This is a genomic window from Comamonas aquatica (assembly GCF_018064205.1).
Taxonomy (GTDB): Bacteria; Pseudomonadota; Gammaproteobacteria; order Burkholderiales; family Burkholderiaceae_C; genus Comamonas; species Comamonas aquatica.
Map to the genome: position 1 here is coordinate 247,944 of NZ_CP072916.1, position 26,171 is coordinate 274,114.

Sequence of the window (26,171 nt, forward strand, 5' to 3'; positions counted from 1 at the left end):
GGCGCGCCTTATGCTTTCTCGATGTTGACCAGGAAGGCCTTGAACTCCGGGGTCTGCGCATTCGCATCACCAATCCCGGGGCTGAGCGTGTTGGCCAGATAGCCCTTGCGCGTGGTGCCTTCGTAGCCCCAGTGGCAGGGAATGCCGATCTGCTCGATTTCCTGGCCATCGACCTGCAGCGTCATCACGCGCTTGGTGACCACGGCCTTGCCCTTGATGTGGCCGCGCTTGCTGGACACGCGGATCACGTCACCGGCCTGGATGCCCTTCTTGGCGGCCAGCTTTTCCGACAGTTCGATGAACTGCTCGGGCTGGACGATGGCGTTCAGGCGCGAATGCTTGGTCCAGTGGCGGAACATCTCGGTGATCGAGTAGGTCGTGGCCACGTACGGGAACTCCTCGCGGCCGCCCATGCGCGCGGCATCATCAGCAAACACGCGCGCCACGGGGCTCTGGCTGACCTTGGGGTGCAGCGGGTTGGCCGCAATCGGGCTCTCGGTGGGCTCGTAGTGCTCGGGGAAGGGGCCGTCGTTCATGCCCTTGGCCGAGAACAGGCGGCCCACGCCTTCGGGCAGCATGATGAAGGGGTTCACACCGCTGTTCGGGGCGGCTGTGGCGGGGTAGTCCGGCACATCGCTGCCGCCCCACTTCTTGCCGTCCCAGTGCAGGATCTGGCGCTTGGGATCCCAGGGCTTGCCCGAGGGATCGGCCGAGGCGCGGTTGTACAGCACGCGGCGGTTGGCCGGCCAGGCCCAGGCCCAGCCGGGCGTGTTGCCATGGCCGGTGTCGGTGTTGTCGCGGCGCGCCATCTGGTTGCCGGCCTCGGTCCATGAGCCGGCAAAGATCCAGCAGAAACTGGCGGTGCTGCCGTCGTCGCGCAGCATGCCGAAGTCGGACAGCAGCTGGCCCTGCTTGGCGATCAGCTTGCCGCTGTCGTCGTACAGGTCGGCCAGGGCGTAGCCGTTGGCTTCCTTGGCCACTTCCTCGGGGTGGGGGTCCTGCGGGTTGTGGTAGTCCCAGCGCATGTTCATCAGCGGCTCGGGGCAGGTGCCGCCCTCCTGGGCGTACAGCTCGCGCAGCTTCGTGAAGATGCCGCCCAGGATGCGGCCGTCGTGGCGCGCCTCGAACGGTGGCTCCTGCGCGGCCCAGTGCCATTGCAGCCAGCGGCTGGAGTTGACGATGGCGCCGTTCTCCTCGGCGAAGCACGAGGACGGCAGACGGAACACCGTGGTCTGGATCTGCGCCGGGTCCACATCGTTGAACTCGCCGTGGTTCTTCCAGAAGGTGGAGGTCTCGGTCTGCAGCGGGTCGATGACGACCAGGAACTTCAGCTTGGCCAGCGCATCGCGGATCTTGCCGGAGTCGGGCATGGCCGCCACGGGGTTGAAGCCCTGGGCGATGTAGCCATTGACCTTGCCGCGGTACATCAGGTCGAAGTAGGCCAGCATGTCGTAGCTGCGGTCCCACTTGGGCAGCCAGTCGTAGCCCCAGTTGTTGTCTTTGGTGGCGTGCTCGCCGTACAGGTCCTTCATCAGGCTGACGAAGAACTTGGGCGTGTTCTTCCAGAAGTTGACCTGGCCGGCCACATCCGCCTTGGGCGTGATGTCGTTAAGGTAGCCCTCCAGGTTCTGCTGCGCATCCTTGGGCAGGTCCATGTAGCCGGGCAGGCGCGTGGACAACAGGCCCAGGTCGGTATAGCCCTGGATGTTGGAGTGACCGCGCAGCGCGTTCACGCCACCGCCGGCCATGCCAATGTTGCCCAGCAGCAGCTGGATCATGGCCGCGCCACGGATGATCTGCGCGCCCGCTGTGTGGTGGGTCCAGCCCAGGGCGTACAGGAAGGTGGCGGTGCGGTCGGGCACGCAGGTGCTGGCCAGCTGTTCGCACACGTGCAGGAAGTCGGCGACCTGGGTGCCGGTGATGGTGTTGACCATCTCGGGCGTGTAGCGCTCCACGTGCTTCTTCAGCAGATTCAGCACGCAGCGCGGGTGCTGCAGGGTCTCGTCCTTCAGGGCGTGGCCCTGGGCGTCGTGCTCATAGGTCCAGCTGCTCTTGTCGTAGACCTTCTTGTCTTCGTCGTAGCCGCTGAACAGGCCCTCGTCGAAGCGGTAGTCCTCGCGCACGATCAGGCTGGCGTTGGTGTAGGCCTTGACGTAGTCGTGCTGGATCTTGTTGTGCTGCAGCAGGTAGTTCACCACGCCCATCAGGAAGGCGGCGTCCGAGCCGGCGCGGATGGGGGCGTAGAAGTCGGCGACGGACGCCGTGCGATTGAAGCGCGGGTCCACCACCATCAGGTGGGCCTGGTTGTGGATCTTGGCCTCGATCGCCCACTTGAAGCCCACGGGGTGGGCCTCGGCAGGGTTGCCACCCATGACCAGGATCACGTTGGCGTTCTTGATGTCCACCCAGTGGTTGGTCATGGCGCCGCGGCCAAACGAGGGCGCCAGCGCGGCCACGGTGGGGCCGTGGCACAGGCGCGCCTGGCAGTCGAAGCCGACCATGCCCAGGGCACGGGCAAAGCGGAAGTCCAGCACCCCGGTTTCGTTCGAGGCGGCCGACGAGGCCAGCATGCCGGTGGACAGCCAGCGGTTGACCAGTTGGCCCTTCTCGTTCTTCTCGATGAAGTTGGCGTCGCGGTCGTCCTTGAGCAGGCGGGCGATGCGGGTGTTGGCTTCTTCCCAGCTGATGCGCTTCCAGGCGTTGGTGCCGGCCTCGCGCACCTCGGGGTACTTCAGGCGCTGGTCGGAGTGGATGTAGTCCAGCGCGCCCGCGCCCTTGTGGCACAGCGAGCCGCGGCTGACCGGGTGGTCCGGATCCCCCTCGATGTGGAAGATCTTGGCCTTGGCATTCTTCGCACCATCACCCAGGCTGTACATCAGCATGCCGCAGCCGACCGAGCAGTAGGTGCAGTTGTTGCGGGTTTCCTTGGCGCGCAGCAGCTTGTACTGGCGAGGCTGGGTGGCCAGGGCCACCGAGGGCGCAAAGCCCAGGGATGCAGCAGTGGCGCCAGCGACACCGGCACCGCACAGCTTGAAGAACCGTCTTCTGCCGTGATTCATCGTGAGTTGTTTTCTTCAACCGCGCTCCCATGACCATGGAGGGCGTTAGGTTTGCAGGCCATGCATGCAGTGCACGCACGCCTGGTGAGCCGGGGGAACAGCCCGGACTCGGGGCCTCGACCTTGGCGACTGCCCGCGCATTGCCGGACCTCACGGGCCACGTCGAATGTTGAGGGATGCCAATGGCAAGCAATTGAACCCGCGCGTGGGGCGTGGGTTCGCAAGGCGAGGAAACGAAGGGTGAAGGCCCTCAAGCCTTCCTTTTTCGCGCTGAATTTAGATCAGGTCGAAAAGCGGGCGAAACTAGTCCCATGCCCAGGCACTGTCCAGCGTGGGTGTCCAAATGGTGAGCAAATCGCTGTGATATGTCACGGCGTGCTTGCCATGGGCCAAAGTTTGATGGTGCTCAGTCCAGCAATGCCACGCTTTTGACCTGGATGAACAGCGATTGCCCGGTTTCGAGGTGAAGCTGCTGCGCCGAGTATTGGCTGATGCGCGCCAGCAGGTGGGTGTGGCCGGTGCGCACCGCCACCATGGCGTAGCCCGGCGTGTCCTCGCGCACCGACTGCACGGTGGCCGACAAGGTGTTGAGGATGCTGCTGTGCTGGGGCGGTTGCAGGCACAGGCTGACATCGCGGGCCTGGATGCGCAGGCGGCGTTGGCTGCCCACCACGGGTGGCTGCGGGGTGATCAGCCGCAGGTGGCCGCCATCGAAGGCCAGCGTGCTCAGGTGGGTAGCGGCGTCGTGCGCCAGGACCCGGGCATCGATCACGGCCGTGGCGGTGTCACCCTGGGACAGCGGCAGGTCCAGGCGCGAGAGCATGGTCGCCGTCGCGCCCTGGGCCAGCACGCGGCCGGCGCGCAGCAGCACCAGGTGGCTGGCCAGGCGCGCCACCTCGTCCAGCGCATGGCTGACGTAGAGCACGGGAATGTCCAGATGGGCCTGCAGGCGGTCCAGATAGGGCAGGACTTCGGCCTTGCGTTCGGCGTCCAGGGCGGACAGGGGTTCGTCCATCAGCAGCATCTGCGGGCTGGTGGCCAGGGCGCGGGCAATGGCCACGCGCTGGCGTTCGCCGCCGGACAAGGTGGCGGGCTTGCGGCCCAGCAGCTGTGTGATGCCCAGCAGCTCCAGCAGTTGTTCCAGCGCGACACGCTGGCGGGCCACGGGGGTGCGGCGCAGGCCGTAATGGATGTTGTCGTGCACGCTCAGGTGCGGGAACAGGCTGGCCTCCTGGAACACATAGCCCAGGCCGCGCCGGTGCGTGGGCAGCCAGCAGCGGCTGGCATCGTCCTGCCAGACATGGCCGTTGACGCGCACCTGGCCCTGGGCACGTTCCAGTCCGGCGATGCTGCGCAGGCAGGTGGTCTTGCCGCAGCCCGAGGGGCCGAACAGCGCGGTAATGCCCTGGCCGGGCAGTTGCAGGTCGACGTCGAGCACAAAGTCGGCGCGTTGCAGTTGCAGGCGGGCGGAGATCACACGGTCATTCATGGGGCAGGCCAGGGTTACAGGGGGGAGCTGTGGCGGTGTGCGCGCGGTTGCAGCCAGTGCAGCAGCACCAGCACCACGAAGGCAAAGACCACCATGCCGCCCGCCAGCCAGTGGGCCTGGGTGTATTCCATGGCTTCCACGTGGTCGTAGATCTGCACCGACACCACGCGGGTCACGCCCGGGATGTTGCCGCCGATCATCAGCACCACGCCGAACTCGCCCACGGTGTGCGCAAAGCTGAGCACGGCGGCGGTGATGAAGCCGGGGCGCGCCAGGGGCAGCACCACGCTGAAGAAGGTGTCCAGCTTGCTGGCGCCCAGGGTGGCGGCCACTTCCAGCGGGCGCTGGCCCAGGCTTTCAAAGGCCCGCTGCAGCGGCTGCACGGCAAACGGCAGTGAGTAGATCAGCGAGCCGACCACCAAGCCCGGAAAAGTGAAGGGCAGGCGTCCCAGGCCCAGCCATTGCGTGAACTGCCCGACGGGGCCGTTGGGGCCCATGGTGACCAGCAGGTAAAAGCCGATCACGGTGGGCGGCAGCACCAGGGGCAGGGCCACGACGGCGCCGATCGGCCCCTTCCAGCGCGAAGACGTGTGGGCCAGCCACCAGGCCAACGGGGTGCACAGCACGAGCAGCAGCACGGTGGTGACGCTGGCCAGTTTCAGGGTGAGGGCGATGGCTGCCCAGTCTTCGGTGGAGAGAGTGTCCAAGGTGTTGTTCTTGAAAAGTGAGCTGCTTACGCAGGTAGTACAAGCACTTCAGCATCAAAACATGCTGAAGTGCTTGTCAATCAAGCGCAGGCTGCTTTAGAAAGCGTAGCCGTACGAGGTGATGATGGCACGCGCCTTGTCGCCGCGGAGGTAGTCCATCAGCGCCTTGGCGGCGGCGTTGTCCTTGGCCGTGTTCAGCACGATGGCATCCTGGCGGATGGGTTCGTGCATGCTGGACGGCACCAGCCAGGCCGAGCCGGACTTGATTTTGCCGTCTTCCATCACCTGCGACAGGGCCACGAAGCCCAGCTCGGCGTTGCCGGTGGCGGCGAACTGGTAGGTCTGGCCGATGTTTTCACCCTGCACGAACTTGGGCTTGATCTGCTCCAGCAGGCCCAGCTGGGTCAGCGTCTGCTCCGCGGCCAGGCCGTAGGGCGCCAGCTTGGGGTTGGCAATCGCCACGTGCTGGAACTTGCCGGTCTTGAGCACCGCGCCCTGGGCATCGACGTAGCCGTCCTGCTTGCTCCACAGCACCAGCTTGCCCACGGCATAGGTGAAGCGCGAATCGGCCACGCCCTTGCCCTCGCTGGCGATCTTGGCGGGGGTGGTGTCATCGGCCGACAGCAGGATGCCAAACGGCGCACCATTGCTGATCTGCGCATAGAACTTGCCGGTGGCGCCGAACGACAGCTCGGCCTTGTGGCCGGTGTCCTTGGCGAATTCCGCGGCAATCTTCTGCATCGGGGCGGTGAAGTTGGCCGCCACGGCCACCGACACGGTGTCGGCATGGGCGGCGCCCTCCAGCAGGGCGGTCAGGATCAGGCTGCGGCGCAGGGTGGGCAGGGTGAACATGGATCGCTATTCCTTTCGTGAATAGCGAAAGTATAGCCATGCTGTGCCGGTACGGTGGGCAATTGGCGGCATGATGCGCGCATGTCCCAGTTTTCGAACGATTCTTCCGCAGCGCCCGTCTGGATGCAGGCGCTGGGTCACCCGCAAACCGACCGCCGCCTGGAGGTGCTGCGCGGCATTGCGCGCAGTGGCTCCATCTCGCAGTCGGCCCGCGATGTGGGCGTCAGCTACAAGGCCGCCTGGCAGGCGATCGACACGCTGACCAACCTGGCGGGCGTGGCCCTGGTGGAAAAATCCGTCGGCGGCGCGGGCGGTGGCGGGGCACGGTTGACGGCGGCCGGGCAGGAGCTGTTGACGGCCGCCGATGCCCTGGCCCAGGTGCGTGGCTCGGTCATGCAGCAGCTGCGGGCACCGGTGGCGGTGCCGCGCCTGGGCGTGCAGACCAGCATGCGCAACCAGTGGCCCTGCGTGGTGCAGCAGGTGCAGGTGGCCGGGCCGCTGGCCCTGGTGCAACTGCGCAGCCAGCACGCCGAACTGGAGCTTACGGCGCGCATCACGGCCGAAAGTGCCCAACTGCTGGGCCTGCAGGCCGGGTTGCCCGTGCTGGCCTTGTGCAAGGCCACGGCCGTGCTGGTGCAGCCCTGGCAGCTGGCCGCGCAGACCGGACCGGTCCCGAATGCCTGGAGCGGCAAGGTCACGCGGGTGGCCATCGGGGCGATTGGCGATGAGGTGGCGGTGCAGACCGCCGCCGGGGTGCAACTGGTCGGCTTTGCCGCTGCGGGCAGTGGCTTGCGCGTTGGGCGCAAGGTGGTGGTGCAGGTGCCGGAGTCAGCCGTGGTGCTGGCGCTGCTGGCGTGAGCCGCTGGCGCGGCGCCGGGATGCTGGACTGCCGCGTCGTTGACGCAGGTCAAGCTGGCCGGGCATGAAGCCGTTGATAGTTGCTAATCGTTAAAAAATCGGGCGTTGCCAAGGTTATCGGATGGGGCGCAGCATCGGTTTGCGTGGCTTTTTGCCACAATAGGCCCCTGAACGAAGTGGTTATGGCCTGCGCATGCGGCAGGCAGAACGGAAAGACACAGCGCAGTGAGTATTTTTGACCGGTTGATTTCGACATTGACAGGGGCGGAAGACAAGCCCGCACCAGCCCCCGCGCCGACCCGGGCCACCAGCTCGCAGGAGGAGGAGCCGCGTCGCCGCTTCATGGGCCGCGATGGCTTGGCCGACGAGTCGGAGCCGGCGGTCGTCGAAAAGGGCTTGGAGCATGCACCGGCCGAATTCTGGGTGCACATCCAGCCCGCCACCCAGCGCCTGCTGCTGGTGCCCGATCTTGGGGTGGCCGAGGGCGAAGAGTTCACCGCCCGCATGATGGCCGACCTGCAGCGTGCCGGCTGGTGCGAGGAAGTGGCCTACCACGCGGGCTATGACCAGTACTGGAAGATGCCTTCGCAGGAGTCCATCTTGCGTGCGCCTTCGCTGTATCACATCCCCACACCGCTGCTCAACCGCATGAAGATGGAGACCAAGTTGGTCAAGCAGGGCGAGCCGCGCGGCTTCTGGCTGCGGGTGCGCATGCGCTCGGCGGAGGAGCTGTCCGCGGGGGGCGAGCACCCTGCGGCCTGAGTCCACAGACCTGCAGCCCCACACGGCGCCTTGGCAGGCGCCTTTTTTACGCCCGGTGTGCGGGGCTCAACGGATGCTGCCCACCACCGGCAGCCCTCGCAGCAGTGGCCAGCCGGTGCGCTCGACGAAATCGGCGTAATCCATGGGGCGGGTGATCCGTGCGTCGGCCCGGTTGGGCAGCACATAAGCCCAGGCACGCTGCTGGTTTTCGTCGTACACCAGCTTGAACAGGTGGCTGGGAATCCACACGGCATTGCGGCCCAGCGTCTGCGCTGGCCCCTCGTGCAGGCTGCCGGTGAACACATAGACATTGCCTGCCGTGCGCAGCGCGTACTTGCGCACATCGGCTTCCAGCTTGGACCACAGCCGGCGGTTGTGCGTCGGGTCCTGGGGCACCATGTTGCTCAGTGCAAACGACTGGGCCATGGCCTGGGCATCTGGCTGGTTGGCCGCTGCGGCCAGGTGGCCACGGTCATACCCACTGCCCTGGTAGTCGGCCAGGTCGGCGCGCCATGGCGCAGGAAGGCGGGTGTCGGCGTAGAACGCGTTGGTGCGCGCGAGGCCGGCGGCGTGCTTGAGGCGCTGGCGGTTGAGTTTTTCCACCACCACCAGGGGCGTCTTGGTCAGGCCCGAATACAGCACGGCGAAGGCATCGGCACACAGGGCCAAGGGGGCCCACTGGGTGCTGGTATCCGCCACATGCAGGGGGCGCTGGGCCGGAAACTGGTCGGCGCAATCGGCAAAGTCGCCACTGCGCGTGGCTGCGGGCGGTGGTGCCGGATCCTGGGCGCGCGTGTCCTCGGTGCGTGCGCGCAGCCAGTGCGTGGTGGCCTCGCCCAGGGCCGCGCTGACTGAATTCCCCAGCTGGCGCACCTCGGCGCGCAGCAGGTCCAGCCCCTGCCGTGCCGCGGTGCTGAGCATGTGCTCGGGCGGCTCCAGCAGCAGGTTCAGGGGCTGGATGGGGTGGCTGAGCACGGCATTGCCCAGGATGGCCCCCCAGACAAAGCAGGCCATGCGGCTGGTCAGGCGCTGGCGCCAGGCACGCAGCCAGGAGAGAGGGGCAAAGGTTTTCTTTTTACGCGTCGCCATGGGCCAGCACATGCCCAGGCAAGAAAGTTTGCTTGTACATCGATAGCATGTAGCCCATCATTCTAGGGGCGGACTGCTATATTTTTCGATAAAAACTGTATGTAAATACAGTGATTTTTGGAGCTCAACCTGCTGCACCCCACAGGAAAAAGAGCGTTTTTCGGATTTGCGCCGCCAAAACCTGCATATAATCACGGCTTCAGCGGCTGTAGCTCAGCTGGATAGAGTACTTGGCTACGAACCAAGGGGTCGTGGGTTCGATTCCTGCCAGCCGCACCAAAACGACAAGCCTCAGAACTGCAAAGTTCTGAGGCTTTTTCGTTGGTGCTGAAAAAAAACTGTTTCACATACCTGGCGCAGGCTTCGGTTGGCGCCAAGCAGGCACCAAGACTACGAGGTGGCTGGCAGGCTGTCTCTGCAGACGATTCGTCCGTCCGCCGCAGTCAGTGGCTGTGGCAGCCCATCCCATAATGTCCCGTCAGCGCGTGGCAGGGACTTGCGCTTGGGCAGCGAAGGCCGTGTCACTGCTGCCACGGTCTAAGAACGTGTTTACGATCCTTCTATGACTCGACAATAGCCGAGTGAAGAGAAAGCCCTACGCCAGCGACGTCAGCAGAGAGAAGTTTGCGCAGATCGAGCCGCTGCTGCGCAGCGTGCGGCGCACCACGAAGCCGGTGACGGTGGACTTGTATGAAGTATTTTGCGCAGTGCTTTACCTGCTGCGCACAGGCTGTCAGTGGCGCTTCCTGCCACCGGAGTTTCCCAAGTGGCAAAGCGTGTACGCCTACTGGCGCAAGTGGAGTGAGCCTGACCAGCACGGTGTGAGCGTGCTGGAGCAGGCTTTAAAAAAAACAGGTTGGCGCGGCCCGCGAGAAACTGGTGCGCAACGCATGCAGCGCGTTCTTGATCGTGGACGCGCAGAGCGTGAAGAACACGGACACGGCGGCCCTGAAGGGCTATGACGCAGGCAAGAAGGTCTCGGGCATCAAGCGCCACATCGCGGTGGATGCCCAGGGCTTGCCGCATGCCATAGCGGTGACCACGGCTGAGGTGACGGATCGCAAAGGGGCACTGCAGGCGCTCAAGCGCTGCAAGCCCAACCTGGGCCGAGTGCAAAGTGTGCTGTGCGACAGCGGCTACACCGGCAAGCCTTTTGAGCAGGGTGTGCAGGAGATTGTGGGCGAGCACGTGACGGTGCAGATCGCCAAGAGGAGTGAGCTGCACACCTTCAAGGTCATGCCCAAGCGCTGGATCGTCGAGCGCAGCTTTGCGTGGCTGGACAAGAACAGGAGGCTATGGAAGAACTGCGAGCGGCTCTTGAACACCAGCCTGCAGTTCGTCCACTTGGCTTTCCTGGCCCTACTGCTCAGGAGATCGTAAACACGTTCTAAGGACGTGGGCGTTTTTTCGGTGTGGCCCATGACCTGGCGAAGGTCATGCCACCTGTACGCCCGCCGGCGACCGTGCGAGAAGGTCGCCGCACGCTGCAGTCTTTGATACCGGTTGGTGCTCCAAACCTTCTGCCCTTGGGCGGGTTGAGTACCAGCCAGCGATGGCGCCGCGATGATGCACGCTGCGGTAGGGCCTCTGGGGGCCATGGATGGCACAACAGACCTTCGCAGGCCGTGCGACGGGGCGTGCAGGGATGGCCCAATGCGTGGGGCTCAGCCTCGCCCCCACAGCCATGATGCAGAGCCTCAGGCCTGGCTGGCTTCCTGCAAGACGTGCAGGGCGTGCGCGACGTCATCGCTGCTGATGGCGTCTGCCAGCTGGACCGCCGTGCCCAGCGCTGCCAGGGCTGTGGCGCCCTGTTGCTGCAACTGTGCAATCGTCTGGCCCGCGACCTTGGGCTGGTCAAAGCCGGCGCTTTGCAGCAGCAGGCGGCCATCGGCAGCCAGGAACTTGAAATAGAACTTGCCGTCTTTCTCGCGGTATTGCTTGAAGCTGGGCAGGGCCGCCTTCGCCGCCTTGGCCTGCTTGGCGCCGGTGTCCTGGCTGGCCAGGCTGCGCAGGCCGACGGCCGCGCGCAGGGTGGCGATCAGCGGGCGGCTCAGCGCGCGGGCGCGCTCGGCACCGATCTGCAGGGCCGCTTCCACCTTTTCGGGGTGGGCCATCAGGTCGTCGTAGCGCGCGCGCATGGGCGCCAGCTCGGCATCGATGCGCTCAAACAGCATCTGCTTGGCATCGCCCCAGCCAATGCCGTCGGCAAAGGCCTGGCGCATGGCGGCGGTGTCCTCGGGGGTGGAAAAGGCCTGGTAGAGCTGGAACAGCGCCGAGCCTTCGGTGTCCTTGGGTTCGCCGGGCGCGCGCGAATCGGTGACGATGCTGCCGATCAGCTTCTTGAGCTGCTCGCGCGGTGCAAACAGCGGGATGGTGTTGTCGTAGCTCTTGCTCATCTTGCGGCCGTCCAGGCCGGGCAAGGTGGCCACGCTTTCCTCGATGGCGGCTTCGGGCAGCACGAAGTGCTCGCCATACAGGTGGTTGAAGCTGGAGGCCATGTCGCGCGCCATCTCGATGTGCTGGATCTGGTCGCGGCCCACGGGCACCTTGTGGGCGTTGAACATCAGGATGTCGGCCGCCATCAGCACGGGGTACATGAACAGGCCGGCCGTCACGCCATCGTCCAGGTCCTTGCCTGCTTCGGCATTCTTGTCCTGGGACGCCTTGTAGGCGTGGGCGCGGTTGAGCACGCCCTTGCCGGTGACACAGGTCAGGAACCAGTTCAGCTCGGGGATCTCGGGCACGTCGGACTGGCGGTAGAACACCACGTGTTCGGGGTTCAGGCCGCAGGCCAGCCAACTGGCGGCAATCTCCAGGGTGGAGCGGTGCACGCGCGCGGGGTCCTGGCACTTGATCAGGGCGTGGTAGTCGGCCAGGAAGTAAAAGCTTTCAACGCCTGCCGTGCGGCTGGCCGCCACGGCCGGGCGGATGGAGCCTGCGTAATTGCCCAGGTGCGGGGTGCCGGAAGGGGTGATGCCAGTCAGGAAACGGGTGGTGCTCATAGCTCAAACCAAGTTCAAAGTCGGTGGCTGCGCAGGGGGCGCAGCGCAGAAAAATGTTGCCTCAGCGCAGCAGCGCCAGCAGGGGGGTGATGATCCAGTCGATCACGGTGTAGCCCATGTCCATCAGCGGCCGCAGCCACAGGCTGCCCACGATGCCCAGCAGCACCAGGGCCAGCACGATGAAAAAGCCAAACGGCTCCACGCGCGACAGCAGGAGGGCGGCGCGTGTCGGCAGCAGGCCCACCAGGATGCGGCCCCCATCCAGGGGCGGCAGGGGGAATAGGTTGAAGGCCCACATCACCAGGTTCACCAGAATGCCGGCGCGGGCCATCTCGACGAAAAAGCGCTCCTGCGTGCCGGCCACGGCCAGGATCACCAGCAGCACGGCCCAGGCGATGGCCTGGACGAAATTGGAGGCCGGGCCGGCCAGGGCCACCCAGATCATGTCGCGCTTGGGGTGGCGCAGGTTGCCGAAGTTCACCGGCACCGGCTTGGCATAGCCGAACAGGAAGGCCCCGGAGGTGGAGAAGTACAGCAACAGCGGCATCAGGATGGTGCCGATGGGGTCGATGTGCTTGAGGGGGTTGAGGGTGATGCGGCCCATCATCGCGGCGGTCTGATCGCCAAAATGGCGCGCAGCATAGCCGTGGGCCGCCTCGTGCACTGTGATGGCAAACAGCACAGGCAGGGCGTAGATGAGGACGGTTTGTATGAGGTCGGAGGCGTTCACCGCCTCATTGTCGCAAACCTGGCGCCCCGTTGGTGCGTGGGCCTACAAACCAATGCGGTCCAGCAGGCCGGCACCTTGTCGCAACACCGCCGGCTCGTCCCCAGCGCCCATGGGGGTCAGGTCCAGCACGGTGGTGGGCTCCAGGGGGCAGGCACCGGCGTCGATGACGGCGTCAATCTCGTGCTCCCAGCGGGCGCGGATGGCCTGCGGGTCGTTCATGGGCTCGCTCTCGCCGGGGGCAATCAGCGTGGTGGCCAGCAGGGGGGCGCCATGCAGCTCCAGCAGCATCTGGGTGCCCTTGCGGTCGGGCACGCGCAGGCCAATGGTCTTGCGCGAAGGGTGGCTGACCCGCCGTGGCACCTCCTTGGTGGCGTCCAGGATGAAGGTGTAGGGGCCTGGCGTGGCCAGCTTCATCAGGCGGTACTGCTTGTTGTCCACGATGGCGTAGTTGGCCAGTTCCGACAGGTCCCGGCACAGCAGCGTCAGGTGGTGCTTGTCGTTCACCTGGCGGATCCGGCGCAGCCGGTCCACGGCGTTCCGGTCGTCCAACTGGCAGACCAGGGCATAGCTGGAGTCGGTGGGAATGGCCAGCACCCCGCCCTTTTGCAGCAGGGCCACGGCCTGCTTGAGCAGCCGGGGCTGGGGGTTGTCGGGATGAATCTCGAAATACTGTGCCATGGACGATCCTTGGTGATGCCGTGGTGGCAAGCCTAGCGCAGCTGGGCCCAGTCTGTTATCAGTCCGGTGGAATTTGTCGCCCACCGTGGGCGTGGCAGTCCCGGTGCTTCAGGGCGCCGGGGCGCGCACGATGCGGTCCTGCAGCAAGTCCCAGACGGGTTGCAGCCCCGGCAGGTCAGCAGGCAGCCCCCCCAGGTCGATCTTGGACTCCTGTGGGCTGTGAAAGTCGCTGCCGCGCGAGGCGGCCAGGCCCAGCTCGCGGGCCAGTGCGGCATAGGTCGCGTATTCGTGCGGCGCGTGGCTGCCAGTCACCACTTCCACGGCCTGACCGCCACAGGCGCAGAAACCGCTGAACAGGGCATGCTCTTCGTTGGCCGTGAAGCCATAGCGGGCGGGGTGGGCCATCACGGCGACACCCTGTGCCTGGGTGATCCAGCCGACGGCTTCCTGCAGGCTGGCCCAGCGCTGGGGCACATGCCCGGGCTTGCCATCGGCCAGGTAGTGCTTGAACACCTCGGGGATGTCCTTGCAGACGCCGGTTTCCACCAGATGGCGTGCAAAGTGGGTGCGCGATATCAGGGCCGGGTTGCCCACATAGCGCAGTGCGCCTTCGTAGGCGTTGGGGATGCCCACGGCTTCCAGCTGGCGGCCCATCTCCTGGGCGCGTGGGCCGCGGCTGTTGCGCAGGTCGGCCAGGCCTTGCTGCAGCGCAGGATGTTCCGGATCAACGCCCAGCCCGACGATGTGCACGCAGGCCTGGGCAAAGCTGACGGAGATTTCGACCCCGGCCAGAAAGTCCAGCCCCTGCGCGGCGGCCGCCTGCTGGGCGGCAGGGATGCCGGCCAGCTCATCGTGGTCGGTCAGCGCCCACAGTGTGACGCCGGCCGTGCGGGCGCGTTGCGCCAGTTGTGCGGGCGTGAGGGTTCCATCCGAAAACGTGGAATGGCAGTGAAGGTCGGCATGGAACCTGGCAGGCATGGGGTGGGGGACTCAAGGGTTGTGTAAGTGGGTACAAACTGCCTGGGCAAAAACGCAGACAAAAAGCAACTGTGTTTTTAACGCGGTTTGCTTTGGCGCAATAGCTGTCGGGAATCCTGGGTCGGCAAAAGGGCTTCTTCCAGATACTGCGTCGGCAGGTGTCGGGCGCATTTCACCAGCCACTGTCTGGGCTGCGCCCTGCCGCAACAACAACAAAGCGCAAAGGGAGGGAGGGGTATGCAATTCAAGAACTTGTCGGTGTCCAAGAAAATCTGGGTGTTGCTGTTTGGCGTGCTGGCCTTGACGTTGGCCGCCGGCTTCGGCATGACCACCTACATCGGGCGTGTGGAAGCCCAGGTGCGCTCGGAAATCCAGAATTATGAGAGCCGCATCCGGCTGGCGGTGCAATGGCGTGGCGTGACGGACTTGGCGATTGCCAACGTGGTCTTGGGGGCGATGTCGAGCGAGGACGAGGTCAGCCGCTACGCCGCGGGCAAAGTCCAGCAAGGGGTCGAAGGGGCCTCGGCCCTGCAGCAGCAGCTCGAACAGGTGCTGACCAGCCAGGAAGGTCACCAGCAGCTGGAAAAGATCGCCCAGGCGCGCAGCAAGGTGCTGGAGATCAATGGCCAGCTGAGTGCGCTGCGCAACCGCGGCGATCTGGCGCATGCCCGGCAGATGCTCGACAGCCAGTTGCTGCCGGCCGTTGCGGTCTACAACCAGGCGCAGACTGATCTGGTGACGCTGCAGGAGCGCATGCGGGACCAGGCCCTGGCCGACAGTGCCCAGGATCGCGACGCCGCCATGCTGGTGGGCAGTGCGGCGCTGTTGGCGGTGGTGGTGCTGGGCCTGCTGCTGTCCATCGTCATCGTGCGCCAGATCACGGTGCCGCTGGACCAGGCCGTGGCGCTGGCGGACACGATTGCCGCGGGCGATCTCACGGCCGAGGTGCAAGACGATCGCAAGGATGAACTGGGCCACTTGCTGCGCAGCCTCCAAGCCATGGCGCAGCGCCTGCGCGACGTCGTGTCGGAAGTGCGCAATGGCGTGGAGGCGGTGTCGTCGGCGGCCTCGCAGATCGCCACCGGCAACCACGACCTGTCCGGCCGCACCGAGCAGACCGCCGCCAACCTGGAAGAGACCGCCGCCAGCATCGAGGAGCTGACTTCCACGGTTGCGCAGTCGACCGACACGGCACGCCAGGCCAACCAGCTGGCGGCGACCGCGGTGCAGGTCGCCGAACGTGGCGGCCATGTGGTGGAGCAGGTGGTGACCAGCATGCAGCAGATCACCCACAGCAGCCACAAGATCAGCGACATCATCGGCGTGATCGACGGCATCGCCTTCCAGACCAACATCCTGGCGCTGAACGCGGCAGTGGAAGCCGCCCGCGCCGGCGAGCAGGGCCGTGGCTTTGCCGTGGTGGCCGGCGAGGTGCGTTTGCTGGCGGGCCGCAGCGCCGAGGCGGCCAAGGAAATCAAGGCCCTGATTTCGGCCAGCGTCAGCAATGTGGATGCCGGTTCGGCCCAGGTGGCCCAGGCCGGTGCCAGCATGCAGGAGATCGTGGCCAGCGTGCGCCGGGTGACCGACCTCATCGGTGAAATCAGCGCCGCCGCCAGCGAGCAGCATGACGGGTTTGCGCAGGTGAACCAGGCGGTGAGCAACCTGGACCAGATGACCCAGCAGAACGCCGCCCTGGTCGAGGAGTCCAGCGCGGCGGCCATGTCCATGAACGAGCAGGCCCAGCGCCTGGCCCAGGTGGTGGCGGTCTTCAACGTGGGACAGGTCGGCATGCCCAGCCCTCGCCCGCTGGCAGCCAGCCGCCCAGGGGCGAACGTGGCGCGGGCCGCATCGGCCGCGCCGGCGCGCCAGGCACCGGCCCCAGCGCTGCAGCCCCAGGCCGCGCCCTTGCCCTCGCCCTCGCCGGGTGCGGCGGCGAAGGCCGGCGGCCATGCGCCGAACCAGCCGGCTTCGGCCGACGCGGGGGCGTGGGAGGACTTCTAGCCCGGGGCGCTGCGGCTTTATCCGATCAGGGTTTGCCAGGGACTGCCCGTTCACATGGCGGTGAAAAAATCAAACACCCTCTAGGGGCCAGGCCCCGGAGGGTGTTTGCACATGGGAGGCAGGCCGACCCCGTCAGGGGGCCGGTCCGCAGACAACAACAAGGAATGGAGAGAGGGCCATCATCATGCGTTTGAACAATTTGCCTGTGGCCGTGAAGCTGTGGGGGGTGGTATTGGGGTCCATGGGGGCCATGCTGACGCTGGCATTCAGCCTGTTGGTGTTCGCCGAGCGCACCGCCGAGCAGGTGAACGCCAAGACCCAGGCGGCGGATGTGCGCATCGCCACCACCATGCGCTGGAAGGCGCTGACCGAACTGTCGGTGGAGCGGGTGGTGGTCAGTGCCATGTCGTCGGAGTCGGTGCTGGTGCAGGAAATGAAAGCGCTCAGCGCCCAGGGCATTGCGCGCATCAGCGAATTGCAGAAAGAGGTCGAGGCCCAGGCCGATTCGGCGCAGGAAAAAGCCCAGCTGGCCGTGGTGGCCGGCAACCGCGCCAAGGCGCTGGAAGCCGTGGCCAAGATCAACCGTTCGCGCGAAGAGGGCGATGTGCTGCAGGCGATGGAGCTGGCCGTCCAGGCGCTGCGCCCTGCGGCCGCGGTGTACGTGAAGTCCCAGGATGATCTGGTGCAGCTGCAGGAGCAGATGCGCAACCAGGTGCGCGAGCAGGCCCTGCAGGAGCGCCAGCGCACCTACTGGGTGGTGGGGGCGGTCAGCCTGGTGCTGGTGCTGGTGGGCGTGGCCCTGGCCGGCATGATCGTGCGCTCCATCACGCGGCCGCTGGGCCGTGCAGTGCACCTGGCGGACACGATTGCCGCCGGCGATCTGACCGTGGACGTGCACGACGAGCGCAAGGACGAACTGGGCCACCTGCTGCGCAGCCTGAGTGCCATGACGCAGAAGCTGCGGACCGTGGTGGGCGAGGTGCGCAATGGCGTGGATTCCGTGTCCTCGGCCGCCAGCCAGATTGCCACGGGCAACCAGGACCTGTCGGCCCGCACCGAGCAGACCGCAGCCAACCTGGAGGAAACCGCCGCCAGCATCGAGGAGCTGACCGCCACCGTGACCCAGTCGGCCGACACCGCCCGCCAGGCCAACCAGCTGGCCTCCACCGCCGTGCAGGCCGCCGAGCGCGGTGGCGAGGTGGTGCAGCAGGTGGTGCACAGCATGGAGCAGATCAATGCGTCCAGCCGCAAGATCAGCGACATCATCGGCGTGATCGATGGCATCGCTTTCCAGACCAACATCCTGGCGCTGAATGCGGCGGTGGAAGCCGCGCGGGCCGGCGAGCAGGGCCGTGGCTTTGCCGTGGTGGCTGGTGAGGTGCGTTCCCTGGCGGGCCGCAGCGCCGAGGCGGCCAAGGAGATCAAGCAGCTGATCACCGCCAGCGTGGGCAATGTGGACGCCGGCTCGTCCCAGGTGGCGCAGGCCGGTGAGAGCATGCAGGAGATCGTGGCCAGCGTGCGCCGCGTGACGGATTTGATTGGCGAGATCACGGCCTCGGCCAGTGAGCAGCGCGACGGCATCGGTCAGGTCAACCAGGCGGTCAGCAACCTGGACCAGATGACGCAGCAGAACGCCGCCCTGGTCGAGGAATCCAGCGCCGCGGCACTGGCCATGAACGATCAGGCGCAGCGCCTGGCCGATGTGGTGGCGGTGTTCAACGTCGGCGCCGGCACCATGGCGCCGCGCGCCGTGCCGCAGCCGTCTGCACCGGCCATGAAGGCCCCCGTGCCGGTGGTCGCCAAGGCACCGGCCGCGCCGGTCCGGGCAGCACCGGCGGCCCTGGGTGGGGCGGCGCCCCAGCGCCCTGCTGCGGTGGCGGCCGCGCCGGCCCCTGCCAAGCACGCACCCGCTGCGGCGCCCAAGGCCGCCGTCGCCCAGGGGGGCGAGGACGAATGGGAAAGCTTCTGAAGTCGCCATCGCGCGGTGGCGCCTAGCCTGCGGCAGCAGTGCGGGGGAAGCGCCCCCGCCGCCCAGGCGGACATCCCAAGACCTGCGTGTGCAGGTCTTTTTTTATAGCTGGATGCGCTGGTGAATCCTGGATTTTCAGTAGTTTTGGTGCTGAAAGCGCCTAAAGATCAGCGCTGCCAGCTCTGCTTTTGTGGTTGCTGCGGCCTCAGCCTTCGGCGCCTTCGACCAGGAATTGGACCTTGCGCTCGCCGCGCCACTCGTTGATGTCGAGGCGGAAGGCCAGGTGCACCCAGCCGGGCAGGGGCTCGGTGCGGCCGAACCAGATGCCGTCCACCACGTCGCCGCGGTGGCGCAGCTGCAGCTTCAGGTGCTTTTCGCCGACCAGCCGCTGCGACAGCACCTCCACGTCCTCGCTGAAGGTGGGCGGGGCAAAGCCCTGGCCCCAGACTTCCAGGTTCAGCTGCTCGACCACTTCGGCCTGGCGGAAGGCCGGGTCCAGCGGGCCATCGGTCTCCACGCAGCGTGTCAGCGTCTTGGCGTCCAGCCATTCCTGGGCGACCTGGGCAAAGCCCTGCTCGAAGGTGTGGAAGTGCTCCTCGGCGATGGTGCAGCCGGCCGCCATGGCGTGGCCGCCAAAGCGCAGCAGCACGCCGGGGTGGCGCTTGGCCACCAGGTCCAGCGCATCGCGCAGGTGAAAGCCGGGGATGGAGCGGCCCGAGCCCTTGAGCTCGTGCGCCTTGCCTTCGGCTTGGCTGGCGGCGAAGACGAAGGTGGGGCGGTGCAGGCGGTCCTTGACGCGCGAGGCGACGATGCCGACCACGCCTTCGTGGAAGTCCGGGTCGAATACGCTGATGGCGGCGGGCGGCAGCACGCCGTCCTCAAAAAGCTCATCGGCCAGGGCAAAGGCCTGCAGGCGCATGCCGGATTCCATTTCCTGGCGCTCGCGGTTGATGCGCGTCAGCGTGTGCGCCAGATCCAGGGCCTTGGGGTAGTCATCGGTCAGCAGGCATTCGATGCCGATCGTCATGTCGGCCAGGCGGCCGGCGGCATTGATGCGCGGGCCCAGGGCAAAGCCGAAATCCGTGGTGCTGGCCTGCCCGTATTCCTTGCCGGCGGCCTCGTACAGGCCGCGAATGCCGGCTGGCATGTGGCCTTTGCGGATGCGCTGCAGGCCCTGCGCCACCAGGCGGCGGTTGTTGGCGTCCAGCTTGACCACGTCGGCCACGGTGCCCAAGGCCACCAGGGGCAGCAGGGTGTCCAGCTTGGGCTGGTTGGCGGCGTCGAACACCCCGCGCGCGCGCAGTTCGGCGCGCAGCACCAGCAGCACGTAAAACATCACGCCCACGCCGGCCAGGGACTTGCTCTCGAACGTGCAGCCGGGCTGGTTGGGGTTGACCATGGCGTCGGGCGTGGGCAGTTGTTCGCCGGGCAGGTGGTGGTCGGTCACCACCACGGTCAGGCCCAGGGCCTTGGCCTGGGCCACGCCGTCCACGCTGCCGATGCCGTTGTCCACGGTCAGCAGCAGCTCGTGCCCCTGGGCGTGCACGCGGCGCGCAATCGGGGCGGACAGGCCGTAGCCGTCGGTGATGCGGTCTGGCACCTCGTAGCTCACATGCTGGGCGCCCAGCATGCGCAGGCCGCGGATGCCGACCGCGCAGGCCGTGGCACCGTCGCAGTCGTAGTCGGCCACGATGCAGATGCGCTGCTGCCGCGCGATGGCGTCGGCCAGCACGCGGGCCGCTTCCTGGATGCCCTTGAGGCCGGAAGGCGGCAGCAGCTTGCCCAGGCCGGTGTCCAGCTCTTCACAGGACTGCACACCGCGCGCCACGTACAGGCGCGCCAGCAAGGGGTTGATGCCGGATTGCACCAGGGTCTGGACGGTGCTTTCCGGGATCGTTCGTTCAATGATCTTCATAGCGCTTGGTGCAAGCCAGCAAAGCGCTGGGGGCTGAAAACGTTCTTGATCTTGTCCACCAGCCCCCGCGGCTGGCTGTCCCAGCTGCGGGCGTGGTGTTCGCCGCACAGGCTCAGGGTGGCCGGGCCGCCCTGGGCGACATGCTGCGCCAGTTCGGCCAGGGGGCCGGCGTCGGCGGCCAGCCAGGCCTGCTTCCACGCCGGCCAGTCCTGGCGCAGGGCCGCCTGGCGCAGCCCGTCCACCACCTGCAGCTGGACCTGGGCGGCGGCCTGCTGGCTGTGCGCCAGCGCGGCCGCATCCAGGTGGCCTGCGCCGTGCAGCCAGAAGGCGTTGATCGGCCGCAGGCCACGTTCGGCGCGTTGGTCGTTGAAGGCGTGGGTGTACAGCAGCATCTGCACCTCGCTGTGCAGGCGGTGCAGGGTGCGTGCGGTCTGGGCGCTGGGCAGCCAGGGGCTGACATCGCGCAGCAGCACCCGGTCCAGCGAGGCCGGGCGCAGGTCGGCCAGCGGTGCGCCGGCGATGCGCCACAGCAGCGGCGTGACGATGTCCAGCGACAGCCCGTCCTGGGCAAACCAGGGTTGCAGCAGGGCGTGCAGGGCCTGGGCATCGGCCAGTTCCAATTGCAGGCTGGCCGGATCGTCCATGCGCACCTGGTCGGCCCCAGCGGTCCAGTGGCAGGGCGTCATCCAGGCGCAGGGCGTGTCGACGGTCTGCGTGGCCAGGGCGGCCCAGGCGGGCCGCTCGGGGTCCAGCGCCCAGGCGCGCGCCACCACGCGTTCGTGCGGCGGAATCGGCTGGTCGGGCTGGCCCGGCGTTGCCCCGGCAGGGCGCAGGCTGCGCAGCAGGCGCTCCAGCTGGGGCAGCTCGAGGGTGGACAGCAGGTGCTGGCAGCTGTCGTCCAGCAGGGCGGCATAGGGCAGCACCAGGTGGCGGTGGGTGGCGGCCGGGGCGGGCGACGCCAGGAACGGCGCGGGCAGTGCGGGCGGGGAAAGCGACATGGGGCCGTATTGTCCCTAAACCGCTGCCCAGCGTCAGTCTTGTATGACAAGGCCGGGCGGCGGCCAGTGCCACAATGCGGGCCACGTATGCAAATTCCTTACGAACTCGCTTTGGGCTGGCGCTACACGCGCGCCGGCCGCGCCACACGGCGCAATGGCTTCATCTCCTTCATCTCCGGGGTCTCCATGCTGGGCATCGCCCTGGGTGTGGCCGCGCTCATCATCGTGCTGTCGGTGATGAATGGCTTTCAGAAAGAAGTGCGCGACCGCATGCTCAGCGTGGTGTCGCACATCGAGATCTTTGCGCCCAACGGCCAGGCGCTGCAGGACGTGGACGCCACCATGCGCCAGGCCAAGCAGCACCCCGAGGTGATCGGGGCCGCGCCCTTTGTGGCGGCGCAGGGGTTGATTGCCCGTGGCGAGGACATGAAGGGCGCCATCGTGCGCGGCATCGACCCCGCGCGCGAGGGCGAGGTGACCGACTTGGCCGCCACCAATGCCGACGTGCTCAAGCTGCTGACGCCGGGCACCTTCAACATCGTGCTGGGCCAGGAACTGGCGCGCCAGATGGGCGTGGGCGTGGGCGATGTGGTGACGCTGATCGCGCCCAGTGGCCAGGTGACCCCGGCCGGTGTGGTGCCGCGCCTCAAGCAGATGACCGTGGCGGGCACCTTCGATTCGGGCCACTACGAGTACGACTCGGCCATGGTGATGCTGCATTACGAGGATGCGCAGCGCATCTTCCGCCTGGAGGGGCCGACCGGCATCCGCCTCAAGCTCAAGGACCTGCACCAGGCCCCCCGTGTGGTGCAGGAGCTGTCGGGCATGATCACTGAGTTCCTCTACCTGCGCGACTGGACGCAGCAGAACAAGACCTGGTTTGCCGCCGTGCAGCTGGAAAAACGCATGATGTTCATCATCCTGACGCTGATCGTGGCCGTGGCCGCGTTCAACCTGGTGTCCACCCTGGTGATGACGGTGACCGACAAGCGCGCCGACATCGCCATCCTGCGCACCCTGGGCGCCTCGCCGGGGTCCATCATGGGCATCTTCATGGTACAGGGCGCCATGGTCGGGGTGATCGGCACCCTGGCTGGGCTGCTGCTGGGCCTGGGTGTGGCACTGAACATCGACGTCATCGTACCGGCCATTGAGCACGCCCTGGGCGCCACCTTCCTGCCCAAGGACATCTACCTGATCAGCAAGATGCCCAGCGATCCGCAAAGCAGCGACATCGTGCCGATTGCCGTGATTTCCCTGATTCTGGCCTTCGTGGCCACGATTTATCCCAGCTGGCGCGCCAGCCGCGTGAACCCAGCGGAGGCCCTGCGCTATGAGTAAGCAACTGGTCCTGGATGCGCGCAGCATCACCAAGCGTTTCGAGGATGGGCGCCTGAATGTGCAGGTGTTGCATGGCGTGGACCTGCAGGTCCATGCTGGAGAGACCCTGGCCATCGTTGGGGCCTCGGGCTCGGGCAAGAGCACCTTGCTGCACCTGCTGGGCGGCCTGGACGCGCCCAGCCAGGGCAGCGTCCACCTGATGGGGCAGCCCTTGCACACCCTGAGCCCGAAGCGCCAGGGCGAGCTGCGCAACCAGCATCTGGGCTTCATCTACCAGTTCCACCACCTGCTGCCCGAGTTCAGCGCCCAGGACAACGTGGCCATGCCGCTGCGCATCCGCCGCGAGACCCGGTCGCAGGCGCTGGCCCAGGCGGCCCGCATGCTGGAGGCCGTGGGCCTGCAGGAGCGCATGGAGCACCGGCCGGCCGAGCTGTCGGGTGGCGAGCGCCAGCGCGTCGCGATTGCCCGCGCCCTGGTGGCCCAGCCCGCCTGCGTGCTGGCGGACGAGCCCACGGGCAACCTGGACCGATCCACGGCCGACAGCGTGTTCGCCCTGATGCTGCAGCTGGCCCGCAACCACGGCACGGCGTTTGTCATGGTCACGCACGACGAATCGCTGGCCGCCAAGTGCGACCGCGTGGTGCGTCTGGTGCAGGGCCGGCTGGCCTGAGCGCCGCCGCCTAGGGCCTGTGGGCGTAGCTCACTAGGCCAGCAGGGCGCCCGGGCGCGGGGTGGGCGCAAACGAGAACACCGGCATGCTGGTGACCGCCGGCGGCGGTGCCAGCTCCGGCACGGGCGCCGGGTCCTGGGGCCGATGGTCCAGGGCCTCGGTCACGGCGCGCAGCTGGGCCGACTGGTGCACGGCCGCCTCGGCCACCTCGTGGATGATGGTCGTCACCTGCCTCGAGGCGCCCATGATGTCCTGCATGGTCTGACCGGCCTTGCGCACCTGTTCCGCGCCGCAGTTCACCTGCTGGCAGGACACCTCGATCAGCTGCTTGATTTCCTTGGCCGCCGCCGCGCTGTGCTGTGCCAGGTTGCGCACCTCTGCAGCCACCACGGCAAAGCCACGGCCCTGCTCACCGGCACGCGCGGCCTCGACGGCCGCGTTCAGGGCCAACAGATTGGTCTGGAAGGCGATGGTGTCCATGACGCCGATGATGTCGCCGATCTTGCGGGAGCTGGCGCTAATGCGTTCCATGGTGTCCATGACCTCGTGCACCGTGTGCCCCCCGGATTCGGCCACCTGGCTGGCCTGCTCTGCCAGGGTGCGGGCCTGGGTCGAGCGTTGCACGCTGTCGCACAGGCCTTCCACCGCCGAGCGCAGCGTGGCCGCCGCCATGTGGCGCGCCGTGATGTCCGTGGCGTATTTGACGACCTTGAAGGGGCGGCCGCTGGCGTCGAAGATGGGGTTGTAGCTGGCCTCGATCCAGATCGGGCGTCCCTGCTTGCCCAGGCGCCGGTACTCGCCGGCAGCGTGTTCGCCGCGCGCCAGCTTGCGCCAGAAGGCCTGGTACGCGGCGCTGCGGGCTTCCTTGGGGGGCATGAAGATGCGGTGGTGCTGGCCGACGATTTCGTGCAGGGCATAGCCGGTGGCGCGCAGGAACAGGGCGTTGGCGTGCAGGATGGTGCCATCCAGCTCGAACTCGATGATGGCCTGCACCTTGGCAATTGCCTGCAACTGGCCCTGGGCGTCGGCCTCGCGGTACTGCTGCTCGGTGATGTCCGTGGCGTATTTGACGACCTTGAACGGCTGGCCGTGGCTGTCGAGGATGGGGTTGTAGCTGGCCTGCAGCCAGATTTCGCGCCCGTCCTTGGCGATGCGGCGGTAGCGGCCGGCATCGTGCTGGCCCTGCCCCAGACGCTGCCAGAACGCGGCGTACTATGCGCTGTTGCGCGTGGCCTCATCGACAAACATGCGGTGGTGCTGGCCCTGGATTTCTGCCAGCGTGTAGCCGGTGGCCTGCAGGAAGTTGCGATTGGCATGCAGCACATGGCCTTGCAGGTCGAACTCGATCACAGCCTGCACGGCCTGGATGGCGGCCAGTTGGCCTTGCTGGTCTGCGGTTTTGCGGGTGTGGCGATTGAGCAGTTGTTTCCAATCAAAGTGCGGCATGGAAGGGCCTTGTGCGGGGAGAGGCAGGGAACCATCGTTTGGGTGGTGAAAAACGATGTTGCACATGTTTCTGTTTGTGATTTGTAGGAGAGCGCGCACACCCAGCGCTGCGAGGGGCGGGCAGGGGCATGGCATCATCAATCCATGACTGCCTGGATCGACACCCATTGCCACCTGGATGCTGCGGAATTCAGCCCAGACCGCGCCCAGGTGCGTGCCGTGGCCCGGCAGGCCGGCGTGGCGCACCTGGTGATTCCCGCCGTGCAGCGCACCCACTGGGCGGAGGTGGTGGCCCTGGCCCACCAGCACGGCGACAGCTATGCCCTGGGCATCCACCCCCTGTACACCCCGCAGGCGCAGGAGGGCGATATCGCCGCCTTGCGCCACTGGCTGGCGCAGTACCGGGACGACCCGCAGCTGGTGGCGGTGGGGGAGATCGGTCTGGACTTCTTTGTGCCTGGCCTGGAGGCGGCGCGCCAGATCTGGTTTTATGAGCAGCAGGTACAACTGGCGCGGGAGTTCGGCCTGCCCGTGATCCTGCATGTGCGCAAGAGCAGCGACCGCCTGCTCAAGACCTTGCGGGCCACACCGGTGGTGGGGGGCATTGCCCATGCCTTCAATGGCAGCGCCCAGCAGGCCCAGGCCTTCATCGACCTGGGCTTCAAGCTGGGCTTCGGCGGTGCCGTGACCTATGAGCGTGCGCTGAAGCTGCGCGAGTTGGCGGCCCGCCTGCCGCTGGACAGCTTGGTGCTGGAAACCGATGCCCCCGACATTCCCCCGCACTGGCTCTACACCACGGCCGAGCAGCGCGCCGCTGGCCAGCCCCAGGGGCGCAACACCAGTGCCGAGCTGCCGCGCATCGCGGCCGAGGTGGCGCGGCTGCGCAGCCTGCCGCTGCCGGCACTGGCCCATGCCACTGGCCGCAACGCCCGTGCGGCGCTGCGCGGACTGCCGGCTTGGGCGGCAGCGACCGTGGATTGAGAATTGAGGTATTTTGGCCTCCAGCCCTTACCTGGCTTGCGCTGACAGCTATGCTTTGCAATTCTGTACAGCGCACGCCGCCATGCATTTGCCCGCACAATCGGGCGCCATGTCCGTGATGCCCCCCCCTCCCAACGACCGCCTGCAGGGACTGGCCCCCGTGGCCGACGGCCGCACGCGGCTGGTGATCCTGGGCAGCTTTCCCGGTGTGGCCTCGCTGCAGGCGCAGCAGTACTACGCCCATCCGCAGAACAAGTTCTGGCCCCTCCTGGCTGCGCTGTGGCCCACCGTGCCGCAGCCCGGGCGGGACGCCTACGGCGCGCGCTGCGAATGGCTGCTGGCGCGGGGCCTGGGGCTGTGGGATGTGTACGACAGCTGTGAGCGCCGCGGCAGCCTGGACAGCGCCATTCGCGTGCCGCAGGTCAACGACTTCGTGGCCCTGCGCACCGCGTGTCCGCAGCTGCAGGCCGTGGCGCACAACGGCGGCGAGAGCTACAAGCACGCCCGCCAGCTCGCCGGCCTGGGGCTGCAGGTGTACCAGTTGCCCTCGACCAGCCCGGCGAATGCCGCGTGGAGCTTCGAGCGCAAGCTGGCCGCTTGGCGCGCGGTGATGCAGGCGGCGGGCCTTTTACAGAAAGACGATTGA

The 26,171-nt window shown here is 66.9% G+C and carries 20 protein-coding genes, 1 tRNA gene and 1 pseudogene; 10 read left to right on the forward strand and 12 right to left on the reverse strand.

Annotated elements, in window-relative coordinates; genetic code table 11:
• Window positions 1-8: 8 nt before the first annotated feature.
• The 4 genes from fdnG to modA all read right to left on the reverse strand — a co-directional run bounded on the left by fdnG (window position 9) and on the right by modA (window position 6,107).
• A complete protein-coding gene (gene fdnG / locus KAQ61_RS01150) occupies window positions 9-3,059 on the reverse strand; it encodes a formate dehydrogenase-N subunit alpha (protein ID WP_210930230.1) in 3,051 nt (1,016 codons plus the stop codon).
• Window positions 3,060-3,465: 406 nt separating this feature from the next.
• Window positions 3,466-4,548 carry a molybdenum ABC transporter ATP-binding protein gene (gene modC, locus KAQ61_RS01155; RefSeq protein WP_042411728.1) on the reverse strand — a complete coding sequence of 361 codons (1,083 nt, stop codon included), beginning with the start codon at window positions 4,546-4,548 and terminating at the stop codon, window positions 3,466-3,468.
• Between the two features lie 14 nt (window positions 4,549-4,562).
• Window positions 4,563-5,255, reverse strand: a complete 693-nt coding sequence (modB, locus tag KAQ61_RS01160) for a molybdate ABC transporter permease subunit (RefSeq protein ID WP_210930231.1) — start codon at window positions 5,253-5,255, stop codon at window positions 4,563-4,565.
• A 96-nt stretch (window positions 5,256-5,351) separates the two neighbouring features.
• Entirely contained in the window at window positions 5,352-6,107 is a 756-nt protein-coding gene (gene modA, locus KAQ61_RS01165) for a molybdate ABC transporter substrate-binding protein (protein ID WP_210930232.1), read from the reverse strand.
• Between the two features lie 81 nt (window positions 6,108-6,188).
• Here modA and KAQ61_RS01170 point away from each other — a divergent pair, with 81 nt between their 5' ends.
• A complete protein-coding gene (locus tag KAQ61_RS01170; protein WP_210930233.1) occupies window positions 6,189-6,965 on the forward strand; it encodes a TOBE domain-containing protein in 777 nt (258 codons plus the stop codon).
• A gap of 225 nt (window positions 6,966-7,190) precedes the next feature.
• Window positions 7,191-7,727: a hypothetical protein gene (locus tag KAQ61_RS01175; RefSeq protein WP_156105925.1), complete on the forward strand. Its 537-nt coding sequence runs from the start codon at window positions 7,191-7,193 to the stop codon at window positions 7,725-7,727.
• Window positions 7,728-7,793: 66 nt separating this feature from the next.
• On the opposite strand, the gene KAQ61_RS01180 is transcribed toward KAQ61_RS01175, so the two are convergent.
• Window positions 7,794-8,816: a DNA/RNA non-specific endonuclease gene (locus tag KAQ61_RS01180; protein WP_197504819.1), complete on the reverse strand. Its 1,023-nt coding sequence runs from the start codon at window positions 8,814-8,816 to the stop codon at window positions 7,794-7,796.
• A 202-nt stretch (window positions 8,817-9,018) separates the two neighbouring features.
• Here KAQ61_RS01180 and KAQ61_RS01185 point away from each other — a divergent pair.
• A tRNA-Arg gene (locus KAQ61_RS01185) sits at window positions 9,019-9,095 on the forward strand.
• A gap of 302 nt (window positions 9,096-9,397) precedes the next feature.
• A protein-coding gene (locus KAQ61_RS01190) for an IS5 family transposase (RefSeq protein WP_409819019.1) occupies window positions 9,398-10,196 on the forward strand; the annotation gives its coding sequence in 2 pieces (ribosomal slippage) (window positions 9,398-9,670 and window positions 9,672-10,196; 798 coding nt in all).
• A 317-nt stretch (window positions 10,197-10,513) separates the two neighbouring features.
• Here the strand turns inward: KAQ61_RS01190 and KAQ61_RS01195 are convergent.
• The 4 genes from KAQ61_RS01195 to KAQ61_RS01210 all read right to left on the reverse strand — a co-directional run bounded on the left by KAQ61_RS01195 (window position 10,514) and on the right by KAQ61_RS01210 (window position 14,204).
• The gene (locus KAQ61_RS01195) at window positions 10,514-11,818 is read right to left on the reverse strand and encodes a tryptophan--tRNA ligase (RefSeq protein WP_210930235.1); all 1,305 of its coding nucleotides are present in this window, start codon (window positions 11,816-11,818) and stop codon (window positions 10,514-10,516) included.
• A gap of 61 nt (window positions 11,819-11,879) precedes the next feature.
• Window positions 11,880-12,548 (reverse strand): site-2 protease family protein, encoded by a 669-nt coding sequence (locus tag KAQ61_RS01200; protein WP_210930236.1) that lies wholly within the window; start codon window positions 12,546-12,548, stop codon window positions 11,880-11,882.
• 42 nt (window positions 12,549-12,590) lie between these two features.
• A complete protein-coding gene (locus KAQ61_RS01205; protein WP_043380182.1) occupies window positions 12,591-13,226 on the reverse strand; it encodes an L-threonylcarbamoyladenylate synthase in 636 nt (211 codons plus the stop codon).
• Between the two features lie 108 nt (window positions 13,227-13,334).
• Window positions 13,335-14,204 (reverse strand): PHP domain-containing protein, encoded by an 870-nt coding sequence (locus KAQ61_RS01210; RefSeq protein ID WP_210930237.1) that lies wholly within the window; start codon window positions 14,202-14,204, stop codon window positions 13,335-13,337.
• A gap of 237 nt (window positions 14,205-14,441) precedes the next feature.
• Here KAQ61_RS01210 and KAQ61_RS01215 point away from each other — a divergent pair, with 237 nt between their 5' ends.
• Both KAQ61_RS01215 and KAQ61_RS01220 read left to right on the forward strand, forming a co-directional pair.
• Window positions 14,442-16,205, forward strand: coding sequence for a methyl-accepting chemotaxis protein (locus tag KAQ61_RS01215; RefSeq protein ID WP_210930238.1), 1,764 nt, complete (start codon window positions 14,442-14,444; stop codon window positions 16,203-16,205).
• A 184-nt stretch (window positions 16,206-16,389) separates the two neighbouring features.
• A complete protein-coding gene (locus tag KAQ61_RS01220) occupies window positions 16,390-18,174 on the forward strand; it encodes a methyl-accepting chemotaxis protein (protein ID WP_210930239.1) in 1,785 nt (594 codons plus the stop codon).
• A 205-nt stretch (window positions 18,175-18,379) separates the two neighbouring features.
• Here the strand turns inward: KAQ61_RS01220 and recJ are convergent, their stop codons facing one another.
• Together recJ and KAQ61_RS01230 are read right to left on the reverse strand one after the other, a co-directional pair.
• Window positions 18,380-20,089, reverse strand: coding sequence for a single-stranded-DNA-specific exonuclease RecJ (recJ, locus tag KAQ61_RS01225; RefSeq protein ID WP_210930240.1), 1,710 nt, complete (start codon window positions 20,087-20,089; stop codon window positions 18,380-18,382).
• Complete coding sequence (locus tag KAQ61_RS01230; RefSeq protein WP_244982956.1) at window positions 20,086-21,087, reverse strand: phosphoglycerate mutase; 1,002 nt, start codon at window positions 21,085-21,087, stop codon at window positions 20,086-20,088. The genes recJ and KAQ61_RS01230 overlap by 4 nt, the downstream gene beginning before the upstream one ends.
• A gap of 87 nt (window positions 21,088-21,174) precedes the next feature.
• On the opposite strand from KAQ61_RS01230, the gene KAQ61_RS01235 reads away from it, so the two are divergent.
• Both KAQ61_RS01235 and lolD read left to right on the forward strand, forming a co-directional pair.
• Entirely contained in the window at window positions 21,175-22,428 is a 1,254-nt protein-coding gene (locus tag KAQ61_RS01235; RefSeq protein WP_183303465.1) for a lipoprotein-releasing ABC transporter permease subunit, read from the forward strand.
• Window positions 22,421-23,098: a lipoprotein-releasing ABC transporter ATP-binding protein LolD gene (lolD, locus tag KAQ61_RS01240; RefSeq protein ID WP_210930241.1), complete on the forward strand. Its 678-nt coding sequence runs from the start codon at window positions 22,421-22,423 to the stop codon at window positions 23,096-23,098. Before KAQ61_RS01235 ends, lolD begins: the two co-directional genes overlap by 8 nt.
• Window positions 23,099-23,131: 33 nt before the next feature.
• On the opposite strand, the pseudogene KAQ61_RS19055 reads toward lolD, so the two are convergent.
• Window positions 23,132-24,544: pseudogene (locus KAQ61_RS19055) on the reverse strand (methyl-accepting chemotaxis protein).
• A gap of 144 nt (window positions 24,545-24,688) precedes the next feature.
• On the opposite strand from KAQ61_RS19055, the gene KAQ61_RS01250 reads away from it, so the two are divergent.
• On the forward strand, window positions 24,689-25,525 hold the full coding sequence (locus KAQ61_RS01250; RefSeq protein ID WP_210930242.1) for a TatD family hydrolase: 837 nt from the start codon (window positions 24,689-24,691) through the stop codon (window positions 25,523-25,525).
• A 109-nt stretch (window positions 25,526-25,634) separates the two neighbouring features.
• Window positions 25,635-26,171: a DNA-deoxyinosine glycosylase gene (locus KAQ61_RS01255; protein WP_244982957.1), complete on the forward strand. Its 537-nt coding sequence runs from the start codon at window positions 25,635-25,637 to the stop codon at window positions 26,169-26,171.